The 18,598-nt window shown below is 72.8% G+C and carries 19 protein-coding genes and 1 rRNA gene; 9 read left to right on the top strand and 11 right to left on the bottom strand.

The features are described 5' to 3' along the window. The 5 genes from AB0B63_RS14160 to AB0B63_RS14140 form a co-directional block, all read right to left on the bottom strand. Positions 1-264: a hypothetical protein gene (locus AB0B63_RS14160; protein ID WP_357018259.1), complete on the bottom strand. Its 264-nt coding sequence runs from the start codon at positions 262-264 to the stop codon at positions 1-3. Beyond that, positions 261-935 carry a DUF6308 family protein gene (locus AB0B63_RS14155; protein WP_357018256.1) on the bottom strand — a complete coding sequence of 225 codons (675 nt, stop codon included), beginning with the start codon at positions 933-935 and terminating at the stop codon, positions 261-263. The genes AB0B63_RS14160 and AB0B63_RS14155 overlap by 4 nt, the downstream gene beginning before the upstream one ends. A 393-nt stretch (positions 936-1,328) precedes the next feature. Beyond that, positions 1,329-2,276, bottom strand: coding sequence for a hypothetical protein (locus tag AB0B63_RS14150; protein WP_357018253.1), 948 nt, complete (start codon positions 2,274-2,276; stop codon positions 1,329-1,331). Between the two features lie 122 nt (positions 2,277-2,398). Beyond that, entirely contained in the window at positions 2,399-3,280 is an 882-nt protein-coding gene (locus AB0B63_RS14145) for a helix-turn-helix transcriptional regulator (protein WP_357018250.1), read from the bottom strand. Beyond that, complete coding sequence (locus AB0B63_RS14140) at positions 3,273-3,542, bottom strand: hypothetical protein (RefSeq protein WP_357018247.1); 270 nt, start codon at positions 3,540-3,542, stop codon at positions 3,273-3,275. Before AB0B63_RS14140 ends, AB0B63_RS14145 begins: the two co-directional genes overlap by 8 nt. A 154-nt stretch (positions 3,543-3,696) precedes the next feature. On the opposite strand from AB0B63_RS14140, the gene AB0B63_RS14135 reads away from it, so the two are divergent. Beyond that, a complete protein-coding gene (locus AB0B63_RS14135) occupies positions 3,697-3,879 on the top strand; it encodes a helix-turn-helix domain-containing protein (protein WP_357018244.1) in 183 nt (60 codons plus the stop codon). Between the two features lie 228 nt (positions 3,880-4,107). Here AB0B63_RS14135 and AB0B63_RS14130 read toward each other — a convergent pair whose 3' ends face one another. Beyond that, positions 4,108-4,422 (bottom strand): hypothetical protein, encoded by a 315-nt coding sequence (locus AB0B63_RS14130; protein WP_357018241.1) that lies wholly within the window; start codon positions 4,420-4,422, stop codon positions 4,108-4,110. Between the two features lie 9 nt (positions 4,423-4,431). Then, entirely contained in the window at positions 4,432-5,085 is a 654-nt protein-coding gene (locus AB0B63_RS14125; RefSeq protein WP_357018238.1) for a DJ-1/PfpI family protein, read from the bottom strand. Positions 5,086-5,205: 120 nt separating this feature from the next. On the opposite strand from AB0B63_RS14125, the gene AB0B63_RS14120 reads away from it, so the two are divergent. Further along, positions 5,206-6,159: a helix-turn-helix domain-containing protein gene (locus AB0B63_RS14120; RefSeq protein WP_357018235.1), complete on the top strand. Its 954-nt coding sequence runs from the start codon at positions 5,206-5,208 to the stop codon at positions 6,157-6,159. A gap of 178 nt (positions 6,160-6,337) precedes the next feature. Here AB0B63_RS14120 and AB0B63_RS14115 read toward each other — a convergent pair whose 3' ends face one another. Next, a complete protein-coding gene (locus tag AB0B63_RS14115) occupies positions 6,338-7,213 on the bottom strand; it encodes a LysR family transcriptional regulator ArgP (protein ID WP_357018231.1) in 876 nt (291 codons plus the stop codon). A gap of 68 nt (positions 7,214-7,281) precedes the next feature. On the opposite strand from AB0B63_RS14115, the gene AB0B63_RS14110 reads away from it, so the two are divergent. The 7 genes from AB0B63_RS14110 to AB0B63_RS14080 all read left to right on the top strand — a co-directional run bounded on the left by AB0B63_RS14110 (position 7,282) and on the right by AB0B63_RS14080 (position 16,454). Beyond that, the gene (locus AB0B63_RS14110; RefSeq protein ID WP_357018228.1) at positions 7,282-7,875 is read left to right on the top strand and encodes a LysE/ArgO family amino acid transporter; all 594 of its coding nucleotides are present in this window, start codon (positions 7,282-7,284) and stop codon (positions 7,873-7,875) included. A gap of 83 nt (positions 7,876-7,958) precedes the next feature. After that, positions 7,959-9,332: a M23 family metallopeptidase gene (locus tag AB0B63_RS14105; RefSeq protein ID WP_357018224.1), complete on the top strand. Its 1,374-nt coding sequence runs from the start codon at positions 7,959-7,961 to the stop codon at positions 9,330-9,332. Between the two features lie 373 nt (positions 9,333-9,705). Continuing rightward, entirely contained in the window at positions 9,706-12,312 is a 2,607-nt protein-coding gene (lanKC, locus tag AB0B63_RS14100) for a class III lanthionine synthetase LanKC (protein WP_357018221.1), read from the top strand. Between the two features lie 70 nt (positions 12,313-12,382). Then, positions 12,383-12,502, top strand: a complete 120-nt coding sequence (locus AB0B63_RS14095) for a SapB/AmfS family lanthipeptide (protein ID WP_088647629.1) — start codon at positions 12,383-12,385, stop codon at positions 12,500-12,502. A gap of 76 nt (positions 12,503-12,578) precedes the next feature. Then, on the top strand, positions 12,579-12,698 hold the full coding sequence (locus tag AB0B63_RS14090) for a SapB/AmfS family lanthipeptide (protein ID WP_067312693.1): 120 nt from the start codon (positions 12,579-12,581) through the stop codon (positions 12,696-12,698). A 70-nt stretch (positions 12,699-12,768) separates the two neighbouring features. Continuing rightward, positions 12,769-14,436 carry an ABC transporter ATP-binding protein gene (locus tag AB0B63_RS14085; protein ID WP_357018217.1) on the top strand — a complete coding sequence of 556 codons (1,668 nt, stop codon included), beginning with the start codon at positions 12,769-12,771 and terminating at the stop codon, positions 14,434-14,436. Further along, complete coding sequence (locus AB0B63_RS14080) at positions 14,433-16,454, top strand: ATP-binding cassette domain-containing protein (RefSeq protein WP_357018215.1); 2,022 nt, start codon at positions 14,433-14,435, stop codon at positions 16,452-16,454. Before AB0B63_RS14085 ends, AB0B63_RS14080 begins: the two co-directional genes overlap by 4 nt. Before the next feature lie 76 nt (positions 16,455-16,530). On the opposite strand, the gene AB0B63_RS14075 is transcribed toward AB0B63_RS14080, so the two are convergent. The 3 genes from AB0B63_RS14075 to rrf form a co-directional block, all read right to left on the bottom strand. Continuing rightward, entirely contained in the window at positions 16,531-17,271 is a 741-nt protein-coding gene (locus tag AB0B63_RS14075) for a response regulator transcription factor (protein WP_357018211.1), read from the bottom strand. A 110-nt stretch (positions 17,272-17,381) separates the two neighbouring features. Beyond that, entirely contained in the window at positions 17,382-18,053 is a 672-nt protein-coding gene (locus AB0B63_RS14070) for a response regulator transcription factor (protein ID WP_208570766.1), read from the bottom strand. A gap of 271 nt (positions 18,054-18,324) precedes the next feature. Beyond that, positions 18,325-18,441 (bottom strand): 5S ribosomal RNA (gene rrf / locus AB0B63_RS14065). Between the last annotated feature and the right edge of the window lie 157 nt (positions 18,442-18,598).

Below are 18,598 nucleotides of genomic sequence, written 5' to 3'. Positions count from 1 at the left end.
TCATCGGCCGGTGTCGGTGGAGCGCCGTTTGCCCGCCGCCTTCGCCTGCGGTGTCCCGCCCCGGCCGCCCGCTGTCCAGGAAACCCGACTGTACGAGTCCCAGCGGGCGTCGAGTGCAGCTGCATTCGCAGATCGGTCCGGGATCACGGCGAAGTCGCCTCCGATCGCCTCCAACTGCATCCACACCGCGTTGACGATGTCGGCGTACTTCTCCGGCTTTACGCCCCTGATGCGTACCGTGAAGTGCTGTTCGTCCTGGCTCACGGCAGGCAGATTCCGGCGCAGTGGTCGCCGCTGTGCGTCGGGCGGTGCCGCATCCAGAACACCACGTCGAGGACGCGGAGCAGGCTCACCGCCTCGGGCAGGCCCGCATCCTTGTGCAGTGCGTGCAGCCGCTGCCGCAGTACGCCATCGTCCTCGCGGAGCCTGCCATGCAGCCACTCCCAGAAACCGGTGCCGGTGCGGTAGGCGCAGGACACTACCGCGTCGTATACCGGCACCAGCTTCGGGCGCTTACGGGCGAGCAGCTTGCCGGCGACGACCCACCCGATGCCCTTCGCGTCGCGCAGCGCCCGCCAGGCGGTGTCGGCGGGACCACCCGCCACCACCAGGTGGTACGCCTCGTCTGCGCCCAGCGCCACGTCGACCGGAATCCTCCCCAACTCGGCGGCGACCCGCTCGCTGAGCGGCCCCTGCAACAGGTCGAGCGCCTGCTGCGGCGGCACCCGCACACGCAGCAGTTCCACGGCGACAAGGTCCTCGGCGGTGATGACGCCGGCCGTCTCGGGACGGCTCCCGCCACCACCGAGTTGGTCGAACTGTCCGCCGGTGAACGTCTCGTCGCCGGTGCCGAGGTAGTAACTGTGCAGGTCGGAAACCGACCGGGGATCATCGAGTACGGCCAGCATCTCGGCCATAGTCAGGGGTTGCGGCACGCTTCTCCTTCGAGGGCTCTGTGGTCCCCAGCAGCAAACGACAGGTACGAGCGGGGTGGTTCGCTCCGCGACGCCGGCCCTATTTCGCGGCCGCTGGCATGGAACGCTGACCCTCCACTTGCGCGGAATCGGCACACGGCACAGCGGCACCGGGTGCAGTGCCGGAACGATCCCCGGGTCGGCAAGACAACCAGATCGGTGACCGGCGGGGCAACACCACTTCGCGGCACGGCCATCACTCGTGGGTGGCCGGGGGAACACCCCCGCAGTCGTCGTCTACCTGCGCTTTCGCCCGGTCGGCGATGCCGGGGAGTGGGTACACATCACCATATCCATCGATGGCTACCGCCGTCGCGTCGTAAACATGACAGCCAGCGGAGCTGGATCACACGGTCAGCCGAGCCCTCCGGCGAACGGCGTCGACCGCCACTGGTCGAGCATGCCGCCGAGGGCGTCCGCCAGCATCGGCAACTGGGGGGCCAGGGCGAGACAGGCGACGCCCCGCAGCATTCCCACCGCCGTCACGAAGCGCAGCACGCCCTCGTCGAGTTGCCGCATGTCCCGGTGCTGCGCCGCACTCCGGTAGGCGGCTTCCCCCTCCGGACCGACGCCGACGACGTCCCACTCGACGGGCCCCAGCGTCACCATCTCGAAGTCGGCGTAGCGGTACCCGTCCACCCCGGCGACCATGTTCACGACCGGGGAGTCCCCGTGGACGGGTTGCAGGTCGACCCCGGGGAACGTCTTCTCGAACAGTTCGCGGGAGCGTACGAGTGGTGCCAGCACCTGCCATTCGCGGCGGGCGCGGTCCAGGTCCGCCGGGTCGATCAGCTCGGGCTGGCCGTCGAGCGCGACGAGGCCGTCCTCGACGAACTGGGGTTCGGCGGCGGACAGGAAGGACAACTCACCCGGATAGTCGCGCAGGGCGGCGTGCAGTTCGGGGATGAGGCCGCAGTTCGCCACGTAGTCGGGTTCCCCGGCCGGGGCCAGCTCGATCAGCTGCCAGAACGTCATCGAGAAGCCGTCGTGTCGGACGGGTTCGCGGGGCACGAGAGGGCTGGGCGGAATGACCGGCACGCCCCGCTCCGTCAGCCATCCCGTCACGTCCAGTTCCGCCCGCTGGCGACCGGCCACACTGTCGAGGTCCGCGTAGGCGGGCAGGACCGTGGGCACCCGGGCCACGACCGGCGACGGCGCGAGGTGCACGACCACGGAGAAGGCTTCGTAGAGCACGCGAGGGTCGGTCACGTCGAGTCCCTGTGCGCGTCCGGCGTGGACGGCCGCGTCTACCGCGCGCCGGGTCCGCTGGGCGATCTGCTCCGGGGTCAGGAAGCTCTGCATACCCCCATCCTTCCTCACGCACCCGACGGGCCGGGTTCTCCGTCCGCACCGGGCCGACGACACGAATGTGGTGTGGCTCACCGGCACGATCCTCGTCAAGGCGCCACGGTCATCGGGACCGGTCAGCCGGGGTGCAGTTCCTCGCCGATCTTGACAATCAGCCGGCGTGACTCCTCCTCGTCCAGGGCCGCCCCGACGAGGTCGGCCCAGACCTGCTCGTAGGCAGCCAACTCCGCCGGCCGGTCGAGGTAGAGCGCCCCGGTCAACGACTCCTGGTAGACCACCGGCGGGTCGGGGTCGGCGCGCAGGCCGAGCGGGAAGTCCAGCAACACGAACGAGCCCGTGAGCGCCCCGTCGTGCGCCCCGGCGGCGAGCGGCAGCACCCGGATCGACACCTGCGGCAACCGGCTCACCTCCGCCAGGTGCCGGAGCTGCCCGGCCATGGCCGCCGCGCCGCCCACCTCCCGCAGCAGCACCGCCTCGGCGAGCAGTACCTCGTACCGTGGTGGTCGGGGTAGCCGACGCCGGAGCAGGTCCTGCCGTCGCAGTCGCGCCTCGACCGGCCGTTCCCGCTCCTCGCCGGTCGCGCCGGGCCGGTGCGGGCAGGTCGCGGCAGCGTACGCCCGGGTCTGCAACAGGGCGGGGACGAGCGCCCCGGCGTGCTCGCGGAGTCGGCACGCGGCGGACTCCAGGCCGCCGTAGAGGTCGAACCATTCGGGTACGGGGTGCCCGTACGCGTGCCACCAGCCCCTCCCCCGCGTCTCGCCGGCCAGCGCGATCAGCGCGCCGGTCAGCTCGCGCCGCGCCCCGTACAGCTCGCACATGGCCCGCACGTCGACCGCGCGCACCATGCCGAGGCCGCTCTCGATCCGCCACATCTTGTGCCGGCTGCACTCCAACGCCTCGGCCGCCGCGTCCAGCGTCATGCACGCCTCGGTACGCAACTCCCGCAGCACCCGGCCGAGATGCCGGCGCGGCACCGACGAGCCGGTGGCCTCAACCATCGGAACCCGCCCGCCGCCGCTGGCGGGGCAGCTGCGGCCGGTAACGGTCCGCGCGCTGGTTGGGCGTCTCCCCCGCCCGCCGCACCGGCCACCCGTGGCCGAACGCGCCGTCGCACCGCGACGTCTCCACCTGATCGGGTACGACGCCCTCGACCGTCCTGCGCCGCCAGCGCCCCGGGCCGCCCACGTCGGGCACCACCTGCCCGGTCAGGTCCACCGCGACCGTCCCCGCCCGCAGAAACCACTTCCACCGCCTACCCATGCTGCCTCCCCATTCTCGCCACGTCGGACGCCCTCCGAGAGTGAACAGGTGAACAGCCTACAGGCTAAGGGTGCACATGGGCAGTGCATCTGATCAGGAAGCAAGTGTTCAGTTCGCCTGCTCTTAACGTGACGGAGTGGGAAAACTTCGGCTGGTGGCGAGCCAAGAGGTACAGGAGATGCTCGGCGTCTCCCGCACGCGCGCCTACCAGATCACCAACTCGAAGACCTTCCCCGACCCGGCTGCCGTCCTGTCGGTGGGGCGGATCTGGCTCACCGAGGACGTGGAGCGGTGGATCAGGGACCACCGGCCGGACCTTCAGGACCGGGAGCCGTAACCGGCGCGATCGCAGCCGACCTATCAGCCCGCTGCTCAACGAGCCCGTCGGCATACCCGCCAACCGATCCACCTCCCGGCTCCATTCGGCACAGGAGGCGCGTGACGGGTTCCGACGTCCCTTTCCCCGCCCCGCCGGGTCACCCCCCGAAGATCATCGGCCCTGGTCCCGGGCTCACCCCGTCGACCGTCGACCCGGGCATGCTCGTCCTGCGCAGGGCGGTGGCCCTCAGGTGGCGGGTGGGCGGCGGGTGCCGGTGACCACGGTGCGGGGCAGCCGGCCCGCGCGGGAGTGACCGGCCAGGGTGTCGCCGTCCACCACCACGTCGAAGTCGAGGTGCAGGCGCATCGGCCGGGTCACCGACTGTCGCCAGGTCACCCGGGGGCCGGTGCAGGTGACCGCCGCCAGCGCCACGGTCTCCGCCGCCGTCGACGCGGTGCCGGCGGGCACCCCGCCGGTGTCGTGGAAGACGTAGGTGGCGCGGAGCGTGCCGATGGGGGTCTTCAGGCTGACGTCCCAGGTGCCGATGACGGGATGTGCCACCGTTTCTCCTCAGACCGTGACGGAGAGGTGGCCGGCGGCACGCCACACGGTGCCGCGTCGCTCGTACTCGAAGAGGGTCTCCACGGCATGCGCGACCCGGGGGCCGAACTCCCGTTCCAGGATGTGCAGGCCGAGGTCCAGGCCGGAGGTGACGCCGCCCGCGGTGACGAGGTCGCCGTCGTCGACGACCCGCGCCGGCACCGCGTGCACGCCGGTGGCGTCGAGCGCGTCCATGCCGAGGTGGTGGGTCACCGCGTGGCGGCCCTCGATCAGGCCGGCCATGGCCAGGGCGAGCGACCCGCCGCAGACGGCCGCCACCGTCACGTCGGGGTTGTCGATGGCGGCGCGCAGCGGTACGGCCGCCGAGTCGGCGAACCGGGACAGCAGCACGGGAATCGTCGCCACGCCCTCGTCGGGGTCGCCGGTGGTGGGTCCGCTGGCACCGGGCACCACGACGTAGCCGGGCCGGGCCGGGTCCAGCCGGGCGGTCGCTCGCAGCGTCAGGCCGCGGGTGCCACCGACCACCTCCCGGGGGCCCTCGACCGAGACGAGTTCCACCGTCAGGGCACTCCCGGCGGCGTCGACGCCGGCGGCCAGGACCTCGAAGGGCGCGATGACATCGAGCGGGTCGAACCCGTCGAACAACACGATCTGGATCGGCATGTCCACGATCCTCGGCCTCGCCGCAGCCGCCGGCCAGTGGCAGGATTGCCATTGCCCGACGGCTTCTTGCCATCCCGCCCGTTGCGGGGTGCCCGCCGTCGATCCGAAGGAGGTGCCGCTGTGCACACCGTGCTGGTCCTGGCGCTCCCGGGCACCATCGCGTTCGACCTGGCCACCCCGATCGAGGTGCTGGGCCGGGTGCGGTTGCCGGGCGGCCGGGCCGGCTACCGGGTACTGGCCTGCGGCAGCGGACCGGTCGTCGACGCCGGCCCGCTGCGGCTGGCCGTCGACCACGGCCTCGACGCGCTCGCCGACGCCGACACCGTCATCGTGCCCGGCCGGTACGACCCGGCCGCGCCGGTGCCCGGTGCGGTGCTGGACGCGCTGCGGGCGGCCGCCGCCGCCGGCGTACGGATCGCCTCGATCTGCGTGGGCGCGTTCACCCTCGCCGCCGCCGGGTTGCTCGACGGTCGACGGGCCACCACGCACTGGGCCGCCGCCGAGCGGTTCCAGGCGATGTTCCCGGCCGTCCGGGTGGACCCGGCGGTGCTGTACGTCGACACCGGCCAGTTCGTCACCTCCGCCGGGGCGACCGCAGGCGTGGACATGTGCCTGCACCTGGTCCGCCGTGACCACGGGGCGGCGGTCGCCGCCGACGCGTCCCGGCAGGCCGTGGCCCCGCTGCACCGCGACGGCGGGCAGGCGCAGTTCATCGTGCGCCCCGGCGCGGACCCCGCCGGGGTGGGTCTCGGCCCGGTCCTGGAGTGGTTGGAGTCGCACGCGGACGAGCGGCTGACCCTGGCCGACGTGGCCGCCCGGGCCGGGCTCAGCGTGCGGACGCTCAACCGCCGTTTCCACGAGGAGACCGGCCTCACCCCGATGCAGTGGGTCGCGGCCGTGCGTATCCGCCGGGCGCAGGAGTTGCTGGAACGCACCGACCACGGCGTCGACCGGATCGCCCACCTCGTCGGTTTCGCCTCACCGGCGCACTTCCGGGTCCAGTTCAAGCGGCTCAGTGGAGTGTCACCGCAGGCGTACCGCAGGACTTTCGTCGCCGGGTCGGTGCCCGGCTGAACGGGCGTTCCGCCGGGGACGGCGGGTGGTGCACCGTCGCCGCCGGGAGTGACCGGCCCCGGGTACACCCGATGCTGTGCCAGCGGCTGGACGGCGGTTACGCCGTGTTCGTCGCCAGGCCGGCCCGCCCACCGGTCCCGACCGGTACCACGACGCGCCCGCCCATCCTCGGGTCCGGTCAGTACAACGCGGTGCCGGCGGCGGCCCGGACCGCCGCCGTCAGCGCTGTCAGCGCCGTGGACTCCAGCCGCCAGCACTGCCAGTAGAGCGGCACGTCGAGGTGCCGGCCGGCGGCCAGGTCGACGAGGCGACCGGCGGCGAGGTCGGGTCGGGCGACGGCCTCGGGGAGCAGTCCCCAGCCGAGGCCGAGCCGGATCGCCTCGGTGAAGGCGGCCGTCCCCGGAACGAAGTGTGTCGGCGGGTCGACGTCGCGGCGGGTGAGCGTACGGGCGAAGCGGTGTTGCAGGGTGTCCTTGCGGTCGAAGCGGATCATCGGCGCGGTCGGGAACGCGGTGGCGGGCTCCCGGTCGGCGAAGTGCGCCGAGTGGGCGGCGGGTGTGGCGACGGCGAGGTAGCGCAGCGCGCCGAGGCGCAGGACCCGGCAGCCCTGCACGGCCGTGCGTTCGGTGGTGACGGCCGCCATCACGGTGCCGTCGCGCAGCAGCTGCGCGGTGTGCGCCTCGTCGTCGGTGCGCAGGTCGACCAGCATGTCGGGGACGGCGGTCAGGGCCGGTAGGAACCAGCCGGCGAGGGAGTCGGCGTTGACCACGACGGTGACCCGGGTGTGGTCGCGCAGGGCGCCGCGCCCGGCGTCGAGGGCTTCCTGTTCGAGCAGCGCCACCTGCCCGCCGAGGCGGATCAGGGGCGCTCCGGCCGCCGTCGGCACACACGGCCGGGCGCGGCGCACGAGGACCTGCCCGACGGCGCGTTCGAGGGCCTTGATGCGCTGGCTGACCGCTGAGGGGGTGACGCGCAGCGCCTGCGCGGCGGCGTCGAAGCTGCCGTGGGTGACGACCGCCCGGAAGGTCGCCAGCTGGACCGGGTCGAGTGACATAAGCAATTTAATGCTACTGAAGAATCTTTAGCTGGAGCGTGGGAGTGGCCCACCCTAGCCTGGCCGCCATGGGTTCCGTGCTCGCCGGTTTCGGCTTCTCCCTCGCGTTGATCGTCGCCATCGGGGCGCAGAACGCCTTCGTGCTGCGCCAGGGGCTACGTCGGGAGCACGTACTCCCGGTGGTGGCGGTCTGCGTGGCCGGCGACGCCACGCTGATGGCCGCCGGCATCGCCGGCCTGGGGGCGTTGCTCACCGGGACGCCCGCCGTCCTGACCGCGGTCCGGTGGGGCGGGGTCGCCTTCCTGCTCGGGTACGCGGTGCTGGCCGCCCGCCGCGCCCTGCGCCCGACCGCCCTCGCCCCGCTGGACCGTCCGCCGGCCACGCTGCGCGCGACACTGCTGGCCTGCCTCGCGTTCACCTTCCTCAACCCGCACGTCTACCTGGACACGGTGGTGCTGCTCGGCACGGTCGCCCACCAGGACCCGAACCGGTGGGCGTTCGGTGCCGGAGCGGTGACGGCGAGCCTGGTCTGGTTCGCCGGGTTGGGGCTCGGTGCCCGCCGGCTGGGTCCGGTGCTCGCCCATCCGGCGGCGTGGCGGGTCATCGACGGGGTGATCGCCGTGATCATGGTGGTCGTCGCCGTCTCGGTCGCCGTCGGCTGAGCGGCGCGGACCCTCCGGACGGGGCTCGGGACCGTAGGATCGACATCCTTCAACCCCACACTCCACTTTGGAGGAAACCGCGCATGACGGGTCCACTCACCCGACTCCTCGCCACCGCCCGGCTGACGCTCGCGACCGCCGGCGTCGCCGTGCTCGCGCTCGCGGGCACCGCCGCCGTCGTGACCACCCCGGCCCAGGCCGCCGGCCCCCGACCGAACTTCCAGATGCCGGTACCCTGCGGCGAGACCTGGCGGATGGCCACCTACTACGGTCACGACGACTACGACATCGACCTGACCTTCACCGGCGGGGCCAGCAACGGCCGCCCGATCCTCGCCTCCGCCAGCGGCACGGTCTCCTTCGCCGGCTGGGGCAGCGGCGGCGGCTGGTACGTGGTCATCGAACACGGCGACGGCTGGCGGACGCTCTACCTGCACATGATCGAGACGCCGATGGTCGGCGCCGGGCAGTGGGTGTCGACCGGCCAGCAGCTCGGCCGGGTGGGTAGCACCGGCAACTCCACCGGCCCGCACCTGCACTACGAGCAGGTCCGCGACGGCGTCAAGACCGAGTCGTACTTCAACGGCGTGCCCTCCGGCATCACCTCCGACGGCAGCCCGTCCACCGGCCCGCTCTACGTCTCCGGCCCCACCTCGCCGGCCCGGAACATGACCAGCCAGAACTGCGGTCAGGCCGCCAACCGCCAGGTGTACGAGTCCGGCAGCCACAGCGGCTGGCAGATGCTGCCGGTCAACAGCATCACCGGCTCGGCCACCGCGGCCATGGTCATGGGCACCAACAAGCTGCTCTACACGGTCAACAACGGCCTGGTGTACGAGGCGTCCAGCGACACCGGCTGGCGCAACCTGTGGACCGGCATCTCCGGCGTCAGCAACAACGCCCTCGCCGTGATCAACGTGGGCGGCGTCAAGTACATCTACACCGTGGTCGGCGGCTGGGTGCACGAAGCGTCAAGCGCCAACGGCTGGAAGAACCTGAACACCGGCATCTCCGGGGTCAGCAACAACGCCCTGGCCGCCATCAACCACAACGGCGTGAAGATCATCTACACCGTGGTCGGTGGCCTGGTGCACGAGGCGGCCAGCAACAACGGCTGGCGCAACCTGTGGACCGGCATCTCCGGGGTCAGCAACAACGCCCTGGCCGTGATCAGTATGGACGGCGTCAAGTACATCTACACGGTCGTCAACGGCCTGGTGCACGAGGCGAACAGCATCAACGGCTGGCGCAACCTGTGGACCGGCATCTCCGGGGTCAGCTCCGACGCCCTCGCCGCGATCAGCTTCAACGGCGTGAAGATCATCTACACCGTGGTCGGCGGCCTGGTGCACGAGGCCGCCAGCAACAACGGCTGGCGCAACCTCAACTCCAACGTCCGGGGCACCGCCGTCTCGGCGACCACCGTCAGCGGCGTGAAGGTCCTCTACACCGTCTGACGACACCTCGGCCCGCGACACAGCCGGGCCACCGACGCCGACCGGGTCGCGGCACGGCCGGCGTACTCCCGCACGACTCCGCGCGTCGCCCGACCGGCGACGCGCGGAGTCGGCGTGCCCGGGTGGTCAGCACCGACCACGTCGCCCGGAGGGGCCGGGATCGGGGCAGCCGCCCCGGCGCGGCGCGGACCGCCCCGGGGGTGTCCACCTGCACCGCCCGCAGGTGATGCCGTATTCACGATTTCAAACTCCGCCATTGTCACGAGTTTCCGCCCGGAATCTCACCGCTGGTCGATGACGCATCGCACTGTGCCCGACGGCCCACTGATCGCAGGATTGACATCAACCGATCAGGGGATGGGAGGCAGCCGAGATGGACGACAGATACGACGCGTACTGCGCGGTCGACCCGCTCTTCTACGACTCGTTGTCCAGCGCGAGCGCCACCGCCACCGGCATCGGCTACGCCGCGGACCGCCCGCAGCCGGCGGGCTGGGAGTCCGAGGTCAAGGACGACTGGCTGATCCACGCGCCGGTCGGCGGCACCCTGCCCGCCCAGGGCTGGAAGATCCACGTCTCGGCCCGGTTGGACAACGCCGAGCGGGTGCTGACCCAGGTGATGGACTACTGCCAGCCGCGCGGCATCCCGTTCAAGCACCTGCGTGGCCCCCGGATGCTGCTGATGCGCAACAGCAAGTACGCCCGCCGCGGCGGCAGCGGCAAGTTCGTCACCGTCTACCCGCGCGACGACGCCGAGCTGGAGCTGACCGCAAAGGAGTTGTCGGCGCTGCTCGACGGCGAGCAGGGGCCCTACATCCTCAGCGACCTGCGCTACGGCGACGGACCGGTCTACCTGCGCTACGGCGGTTTCGCCGCCCGCTACTGCCTCTCACCCGAGGGTCAGGTGGTGCCCGCCATCGCCGACGCCACCGGCACCCTGGTCCCCGACCGCCGCGACCCGGTGTTCCACCTGCCCGACTGGGTGACCCTGCCGGACTTCCTCGCCCCGCACCTGGCCGCCCGCAACGCCGCCAGCACCACCGAGCTGCCCTACCGGATCGAGAAGGTCGTCCACTTCTCCAACGGCGGCGGCCTGTACGAGGCCCGGGACACCCGGACCGACACCCGGGTGGTGCTGAAGGAGGCCCGCCCGTACGCCGGCCTCGACGCCACCGGGGCGGACGCGGTGACCCGGCTGCGCCGGGAGGCCGAGGTGCTGCGCCAACTCGCCGACGTCCCGCACCTGGTCCGGGTGCACGACGAGTTCAGCTTCGGCGGGCACGAGTTCCTGGCCCTGGAGTTCGTCGAGGGCCGCCCGCTCAACCAGGAGGTGGTGCAGCGCTACCCGCTGGTGCACCCCGACGCCGACCGGGCCGGCTACACCCGCTGGGCGCTGGACGTGCACCGGCAGGTCGCCGAGGCGGTCGAGGCCATCCACGCGCACGGCATCGTCTACGGCGACCTGCACATGTTCAACATCATGGTCGGCGACGACGGGGCGGTCACCCTGATCGACTTCGAGGTCGCCGCACCCGCCGCCGAGGCGAGCCGCCCGGCGCTGCGCAACCAGGCGTTCGCCGCGCCCCGCGACCGGGTCGGCCCCGACGTCGACCGGTACGCCCTGGCCTGCCTGCGGCTGGCCCTGTTCCTGCCGCTGACCGCGATGCTGCGGCTGGTGCCGACGAAGGCGGCGCACCTGGCCGACGTGGTGGCCGAGCACTTCCCGGTCGACCGGGCGGTGCTCGACGAGACCGTCGCGGTGATCGTCGGCGACCCACCGGCCACCGGCACACCCGACGCAGCCACCCCGACGACACCCGACACGGCCACCCGGCCCCGGCTGGACCCGGACGTGGTGCGCATCGACCCGGACGACTGGCCGGGCCTGCGCGACCGGTTGGTCCGGGCGATCACCGCCAGCGCCACGCCCCAGCGCGACGACCGACTCTTCCCCGGCGACATCCGGCAGTTCAGCGGCAACGACGGCGGGCTGAACCTCGCCCACGGCGCGGCCGGGGTGCTCTGGGCGTTGCACGCCACCGGCGCCCCCGTCGACCCCCGCCACGTCCGGTGGCTGATCGACCGGGTCCGGGAACCCGCCTCCGGCAGCCGGCTCGGCTTCTTCGACGGGCTGCACGGGGTGGCGTACGTGCTGGACCTGCTCGGGCACCGCGACGAGGCCCGCCGGCTGCTCGACCGCTGCCTCGACGAACCGTGGCCGGAACTCGGCAACGACCTCGTCGGCGGCCTGCCCGGCATCGCGCTGAACCTGACCCACTTCGCCGCGCTGACCGGCGAGGACCGCTACGAGGCCGCCGCCCGGCACGCCGTCGACCTGGTCGTCGACCGGCTCGGCGACGTCGACTCGGTGGCCGAGGTCAGCGGCGGCCGGCACCCGTACGCGGGACTGATGCGCGGCGGGGCGGGGGTGGCGCTGATGCTGCTGGGCCGGCACGAACGGGAACCCGACGAGCGGCTCCTCGACCACGCCGCCACCGCGCTACGGCAGGACCTGCGCCGGTGCGTCCGCCGCGACGACGGGCACCTGGAGGTCAACGAGGGCTGGCGGACCATGCCGTACCTCGCCGAGGGCAGCGTCGGGGTGGGACTGGTGCTCGACCGCTACCTGCGCCACCGGCCCGACGAGGGCCTGGCCGAGCAGGCCGAGGCGATCCGCCGCTGCGCCGACTTCCCGTTCTACGCCCAGTCCGGACTGTTCGCCGGACGCGCCGGCATCGTGGCCTACCTGGCCGGCCGGGGCGAGCACGAGGTGGCCCACGCCCAGGCCCGGCTGCTGGGTTGGCACGCCCTGCCGTACGCCGACGGGACCGCCTTCCCCGGCGACCAGTTGCTGCGGCTCTCCATGGACCTGGCCACCGGCACCGCCGGCGTGCTGGCCGCCGTCGCGGCCAGCCGGCCCACCGACCCGGTCCGGTTGCCGCTGCTCGGCCCGACCGGCGACACCACCCCGGCCGACTGACGGCCCACCCGCTCCCCGGGGGTCACCCCGGGGCAACCCGACCCGACGAGTGTGGAAAGGAGGGAAAGACATGGCCCTGCTCGACCTTCAGGGGATGGAGCTGCCGGCCGCCGAGCGTACCGGCGGCGGAAGCCGGGCGAGTCTGCTGCTCTGCGGCGACAGCTCGCTCAGCGTCACCACCTGCAACTGAGCCGACGGTCGTCGACCGACGACCCGACGAGGTTCACCACCAGGCACGTCCAATGACGACAGAAAGAGGTAAGACCATGGCTCTGCTCGACCTCCAGGCGATGGAACTGCCGGCCACCGAGCGTACCGGCGGCGGAAGCCAGGCCAGCCTGCTGCTCTGCGGCGACAGCTCGCTCAGCGTCACCACCTGCAACTGATCGACCGGTATCGCATGGCCCCGGACCGGCACCTGCCGGTCCGGGGCCGCGCGGCGTGGGAAGGGGCGCGATGACACCGGACGACCGGCTCCTGCTGCGGGCGGTGCGCGCTGCCGGCTGGTGGACCCCGACGTTGGCCGTGGTCACCGTGGCCGGTACCGCAGCCGAACTGGCCCTGCCGGCCGTGCTGGGACGGGCCGTCGACGCCGCCGTCGGAGCCGCCCCGCAGTCCTCCCCCGGCCGTTGGCTGGCCGCCGTCGCCGCCCTGGTCGCCCTGCTGGTCGTCGTCGGCGTCATCCGCGACTACGGCACCGGCGCGGCCACCGCCCGGTCGGTGGCGCACCTGCGGCACACCCTGGTCCGGCACCTGTTCGCCCTCGACCCGCGCACCGCCGCCCGCCGCCCGGTGGGTGACCTGGCCGGCCGGGTGGTGGGGCAGGTGGCCGACGCCGGGCAGGCCGCGCCCACCGTCGTCACGGCCGCCACCGTGGCGTTGCCGCCGGTGGGCAGCCTGGTGGCGCTCACCCTGATCGACCCGTGGCTCGGTGTCACCTTCGTGCTGGGCCTGCTGCTGCTCGCCCTGCTGCTGCGCGGCTTCGTCGCCGACGCCTCCGCCGCCGTCGCCGGCTACCAGCAGGCCCAGGGCGACCTCGCCGGCCGGCTGGTGGAGACCCTCGCCGGGGCGCGCACCATCGCCGCCGCCGGCACCGGCGAACGGGAGGTCGACCGGGTGCTGACCCCCCTCGCCGCGCTGCACCGGCACGGCGCACGCACCTGGACGGTGCTGGCCGGGGCGGCGACCCGGGGTGCCGTGCTCAACCCGCTGCTCCAGGTCGCGATCGTCGCCGTCGGTGGGTTGTCGCTGACCGCCGGCCGGCTGACACCCGGAGAACTGCTGGCCGCCATCCAGTACGCCGCGCTCGGTGCCGGCCTCGGCACCGTGGTCGCCGCCCTGAACACCGCCGTCCGGGTACGCGCCGGCTGCCGCCGGGCCGCCGAGGTGCTCGCCGAACCCGCCCGGCCGTACGGCACCCGGGCCCTGCCACCCGGACCGGGCACCCTGGAACTGCGCGGGGTCACCGTGCGCGACGCCGAGGGCCGGGCCCTACTCGACCGGGTGGACCTGCGGGTGCCCGGTGGCACCCTGCTGGCCGTCGTGGGTACCTCGGGTGCGGGCAAGTCCCTGCTCGCCGCCGTCGCCGGCCGGCTGCGCGACCCCGACGACGGCGTGGTGCTCCTGGACGGCGTACCGCTGCCGGAGCTGGCCCCGGCAGCCCTGCACGCCGCGGTGGGTTACGGGTTCGAACGGCCGGTGCTGGTCGGCGACACGGTGGGTGCCGCCGTCGGGGTCGGCGTGGACCCGGTGCCGCTGGCCAGGGCCGCCGCCATCCACGACTTCGTCGAACGGCTGCCCGACCGGTACGGCACCCCGCTGGCCGAGGTCGCCATGTCCGGCGGTGAACGGCAGCGGCTCGGGCTGGCCCGCGCGTTGCGCGCCGAACGGCTGCTCATCCTCGACGACGCCACGTCCAGCCTGGACACCGCCACCGAGTACCAGGTGACCCGGGCGCTGACCGGCCCCGGTGACCGGCGTACCCGGGTGGTGGTCAGTCACCGGCTCGGCATGGCGGCCCGCGCGGACCTGGTGGCGTGGGTGGCGGGCGGTCGGGTCCGGGCGGTCGGCCCGCACCCGACACTGTGGGCCGACCCCGACTACCGGGAGGTGTTCCGGTCGTGAGCACCGTCGTCGGGGTGACCCGGGCCGCGCTGCGGGCCCGCCGGGCGCAGCTGTGGCGGTTGGCCGGCTGGTCGGCGGCGGAGGTGCTCCCGGCGGCCCTGTCCGGGCTGCTGACCGCCCGCGCCGTCGACAGCGGCTTCCTGGCCGGCCGGCCGGACGTCGGGCTGGCCTGGTTGGCCCTGCTGGGGCTGGCGGTGCTGGTCGGCGCGGCCGGCACCCACCGGTCGTACGCGCTGCTCGGGGCCGTGGTCGAACCGTTCCGCGACGACCTGCTCCGCCGGGTGGTACGCGGCGCGGTCGCCGCTGCGGCCGGCGGCCGGGCCGACAATGCGGCGGTCGCCCGCCTCACCCATCAGGTGGAGCTGGTCCGGGACACCTACGCCGGTCTCCTGATGGTGGTACGCGGTTTCCTGTTCGCGCTCGGCGCCGCCGTGCTCGGTCTGTTCTCGCTGGCCGCCCCGGTGGCCCTGGTGGTGGCGGTGCCGGTGCTGGCCGGTCTCGTCCTGTTCGCCGTGGCACTGCCGGTGATGGTGACCCGGCAACGGGAGTACGTGCAGGCCGACGAGCAGTTGGGGCGGGCCGTGGTGACCGCGGTGACCGGCCATCGTGACGTCGCCGCCAGCGGCGCACGGGACCAGGTCACCGGCTGGGTCGGCGGGTCCGTCGACGCCCAGGCCCGGGTGGAGCGGCGGCTGGCCACCATGGCGGCGACGCGCGGTCTGAGCCTGGCACTGGGCGGCTGGCTGCCCGTTCCGGTGCTGCTGCTGGCCACGCCCTGGCTGGTCCGCCAGGGCCTGGGGCCGGGTGCCGTGCTCGGCGCGCTGGTCTACGTGACGCGCGGGGTGCAGCCGGCGCTGCACAGCCTGGTGCAGGGGGTGGCTGCCGGTGGCCTCCGGTTCGCGGTCACCCTGGACCGGCTGCTACGCACCGCCGCACCGGCGGACACCACACCCACCGGCACCACCGGCGGCCGGCCCGCCGCGCCACGGCCCGCCGGCCCGGCCGCTGCCGCACCTGCGCTCCCCCCTGACGACTACCGGCCCGCTGCCGGCCCGCCCAGGTGGTCGCCCCCCGGAGCGCAGCGGGCCGCGACGGCGTTGTCGCTGCGTGCGGTGACCTTCCGGTACGGCCCCCACGCCGACCCGGTGCTCGACCACCTCGACCTCGACGTGCCCGTCGGGGACCACCTGGTGATCGTCGGGGCCAGCGGGATCGGCAAGTCGACCCTGGCGGGTCTGATCGCCGGGGTGCTGTATCCGCAGTCCGGCACCATCCACGTCGGAGGGTTGCCGGTGACCGGTGCCACACCGGGAGAGCTGGCCGACCGGCGGGTGCTCATCCCCCAGGAGGCGTACGTCTTCACCGGCACGCTGCGCGACAACCTCGGCTACCTGGCGCCCGGCCTGCCGGACGAGACGGTCGACCGGGCGGCGGCCCGGCTCGGCCTGACCGGGCTGCTGGCCCGGCTCGGCGGCCACGACGCACTGCTGTGCCCGGGGAAGCTGTCCGCAGGGGAACGCCAGCAGATCGCGCTGCTGCGGGCCTGGCTCTCCCCCGCCCCGCTGATCATCCTCGACGAGGCCACCTGCCACCTCGACCCGGCGACCGAGGCCCGACTGGAGAGCGTCTTCGCCACCCGCCCGGGCACCCTGGTGGTCATCGCACACCGGGTCAGTTCGGCCCTGCGGGCCCGGCGGGTCCTGCTGCTGGACGGACGGACCGCGCTGCTGGACACCCACGAAGGGTTGCTCACCCGCTCGGCGGCCTACCGCGCCCTGGTCGGCTACGGCGAGACGCAGGACGAGCCGCCGGCGATCGCCACCTGCTGGACGACACCGGACGACAAGGCGGGGACCGGCCCGGCGTCGAAGCCAGGGACGGAACCGGCCGTAGGGACGGACAGGACGCCCCGCACCGGGACGGTCCGGGGCGCGAGGGTGGCGACGGCTCGGGCCGGGTCGGAGGCGACAGCCCGGACCGCAACGGGGTCGACGACCGGAGCGGGGGGTGCCGCGTAGGCCGCCGGTGCCGGGTCGTCACCGGGGGTTGCGCCACGCAACGGGGCGGGGCGGGCAACGGGGTAGGGCGGACGGGTCACAGCCAGCCCGACTCGCGGGCGATACGCACCGCCTCCCAACGGGTCCGGGCCCCGGTCTTCGCCATGATCCGCGACAGGTGGTTGCGCACCGTCCCGGTCGACAGCACCAGCCGATCAGCGATCTCCTGGACCGGATGCCCCTCGGCGACCACGTCGAGCACCTCACGCTCCCGATTGGTCAACGGACTGGCGGCGACCTCCAGGGCGGCGACCACCAGATCCGGATCGAGGACGACCCGGCCCTCGGCGAGCTGGCGCACCCCATCGACGATCCGCCCGGGTGGAACGTCCCGACTGAGGAAGCCGATCCGGTTCCCGTACTCGGCGAGCACCGACCCGAGCCGCCCCGCCCGCCGCTGCTCCACCAGGACCAGCAGGGACCCTGCGCGGGTGACCGGAGAAGCAGTGCGCTGCCGCAGGGACGCGGCACCGACGATGTCCGTGGCCACCGGACCACAACCCGCCGTCACGGTGTCGGCCCGGCCGATGGCCCCCGCTCCGGGATCGGCCATGGGGTCGGCACCGGGCTCGGCCGTCGCCAGGTGGATCAGTTCCGCCACGGTCAGCATGTCGAACTCGATCACGGCCACGTCGGGGCGTTCGGCCCGGACCGCAGCGCGCAGCTGGTGCGGGCTGTCCACCTCGCCGACGATCTCGATGTCGTGCTCGGCCGAGAGCACCTGAGCGAGGGCGCCACGGAGCAGCCCGCCCTGGAGAGCGAGCAGTGTGCGGACCATAAGCAACTCCCGAGATCAAGCAGGTGTTGACGAAATGTGCGCAACCCATGACGCACGGTTGGGAATCTTATTGAACTCGTAACTGAACCGACACCCCTTCTCACGGTTGGTCAGATCCAGCCTGCGTCCTGGGCGCGCAGGACAGCTTCCCAACGATTGCGGGCACCGGTCTTGCGCAGCACCGCCGACAGGTGATTGCGGACGGTGCCGGGGGCCAGATGCAGGTGGGCGGCGATCTCCTTGGTCGACAGACCGCGTGCAGCTGCGGCGGTCACCTCCCGTTCCCGCTCGTTCAACGGGTTGACCGCGGCGTCGAGCGCGGCCAGCGCGGTCACCGGGTCGATCATCCGGTTGCCCTCGGCGACCAGCCGCAGTTGATCCAGTAGTTCCTGCGGCGGGACGTCCTTGGCGATGATGCCCCGCACCCGCGCCCCGAGCGCCCGCCGCAGCACCCGCGCGGTCCGCCGGGACGTCAACACCACCACGGCGCACTCCGGCACCCTGGCGTGCCACCGTCCGGTGAGGACGGCCGGGTCGTCGATCCCGTCCAGGTCGACCAGGACCACGTGTGGACGGCGGGTGACGACCCGATCGGTGACCTGGTGGTCGGGGTCACTCTCCCCCGCCAGCTCGAACCCGGGGGCGGCGGCCAACACCGCTGCCAACGCGGTACGCAGCAGGCCCGGTGGGCCCACCACGACGACCCGGATCGTCGACGATTCGGCTTCTGCTGGCCGGCCCGGACCCGACGAAGACTGTTTCCGGTTGGTCAGTTCGTCCATCCATCACATCTTCCCGAGACAACGGAAGAAGAGTCATGAATGTCAGAATGACGACGCAATAAAGGTCAACAAAAATGGTGGTGATCTGCATTCGTCGATACGGTCGCAGTATCGTCGGGGCCGGGCGGGCCCGGGCGGGTGGCAGAACGCCAGGAACCGGGACTGCTGGTGCTGACCGAAATCGGCAGCAGAGGGGACGGTGTGGCGTGGCGTGTTCGGGGCGTGAAAACAGTTGAGGCCGACCCCGAAGGGTCGGCCTCAACTAAAGATTGTCCGGCGGTGTCCTACTCTCCCACACCCTCCCGAGTGCAGTACCATCGGCGCTGGAGGGCTTAGCTTCCGGGTTCGGAATGTAACCGGGCGTTTCCCCTCCGCCATGACCGCCGTAACACTATGAACATATCAAACAACACACACACCCACACCCGAACACTCCCGAATGCAGGGGGCTGTTTGGTGTTTGTTCAGAGTTGCACAGTGGACGCGTAGCAGCTTCGTAGTCAAGTCCTCGGCCTATTAGTACCGGTCAACTGAACCCGTTACCG

The organism is Micromonospora sp. NPDC049081, from assembly GCF_040648835.1.
Taxonomy (GTDB): domain Bacteria; phylum Actinomycetota; class Actinomycetes; order Mycobacteriales; family Micromonosporaceae; genus Micromonospora; species Micromonospora antibiotica.
The sequence above is the reverse complement of the archived record's forward strand: the minus strand, read 5'-3'. Positions and strand labels throughout refer to the sequence as shown.

Excerpts from the sequence above, each read along its gene's own strand:
- AB0B63_RS14105 (WP_357018224.1), top strand. The coding sequence starts at position 7,959 with ATGACGGGTCCACTCACCCGACTCCTCGCCACCGCCCGGCTGACGCTC.
- AB0B63_RS14085 (WP_357018217.1), top strand. The coding sequence starts at position 12,769 with ATGACACCGGACGACCGGCTCCTGCTGCGGGCGGTGCGCGCTGCCGGC.
- AB0B63_RS14150 (WP_357018253.1), bottom strand. The coding sequence starts at position 2,276 with ATGCAGAGCTTCCTGACCCCGGAGCAGATCGCCCAGCGGACCCGGCGC.
- lanKC (WP_357018221.1), top strand. The coding sequence starts at position 9,706 with ATGGACGACAGATACGACGCGTACTGCGCGGTCGACCCGCTCTTCTAC.
- AB0B63_RS14145 (WP_357018250.1), bottom strand. The coding sequence starts at position 3,280 with ATGGTTGAGGCCACCGGCTCGTCGGTGCCGCGCCGGCATCTCGGCCGG.
- AB0B63_RS14140 (WP_357018247.1), bottom strand. The coding sequence starts at position 3,542 with ATGGGTAGGCGGTGGAAGTGGTTTCTGCGGGCGGGGACGGTCGCGGTG.
- AB0B63_RS14095 (WP_088647629.1), top strand. The coding sequence starts at position 12,383 with ATGGCCCTGCTCGACCTTCAGGGGATGGAGCTGCCGGCCGCCGAGCGT.
- AB0B63_RS14115 (WP_357018231.1), bottom strand. The coding sequence starts at position 7,213 with ATGTCACTCGACCCGGTCCAGCTGGCGACCTTCCGGGCGGTCGTCACC.
- AB0B63_RS14075 (WP_357018211.1), bottom strand. The coding sequence starts at position 17,271 with ATGGTCCGCACACTGCTCGCTCTCCAGGGCGGGCTGCTCCGTGGCGCC.
- AB0B63_RS14125 (WP_357018238.1), bottom strand. The coding sequence starts at position 5,085 with ATGCCGATCCAGATCGTGTTGTTCGACGGGTTCGACCCGCTCGATGTC.
- AB0B63_RS14070 (WP_208570766.1), bottom strand. The coding sequence starts at position 18,053 with ATGGACGAACTGACCAACCGGAAACAGTCTTCGTCGGGTCCGGGCCGG.
- AB0B63_RS14110 (WP_357018228.1), top strand. The coding sequence starts at position 7,282 with ATGGGTTCCGTGCTCGCCGGTTTCGGCTTCTCCCTCGCGTTGATCGTC.
- AB0B63_RS14090 (WP_067312693.1), top strand. The coding sequence starts at position 12,579 with ATGGCTCTGCTCGACCTCCAGGCGATGGAACTGCCGGCCACCGAGCGT.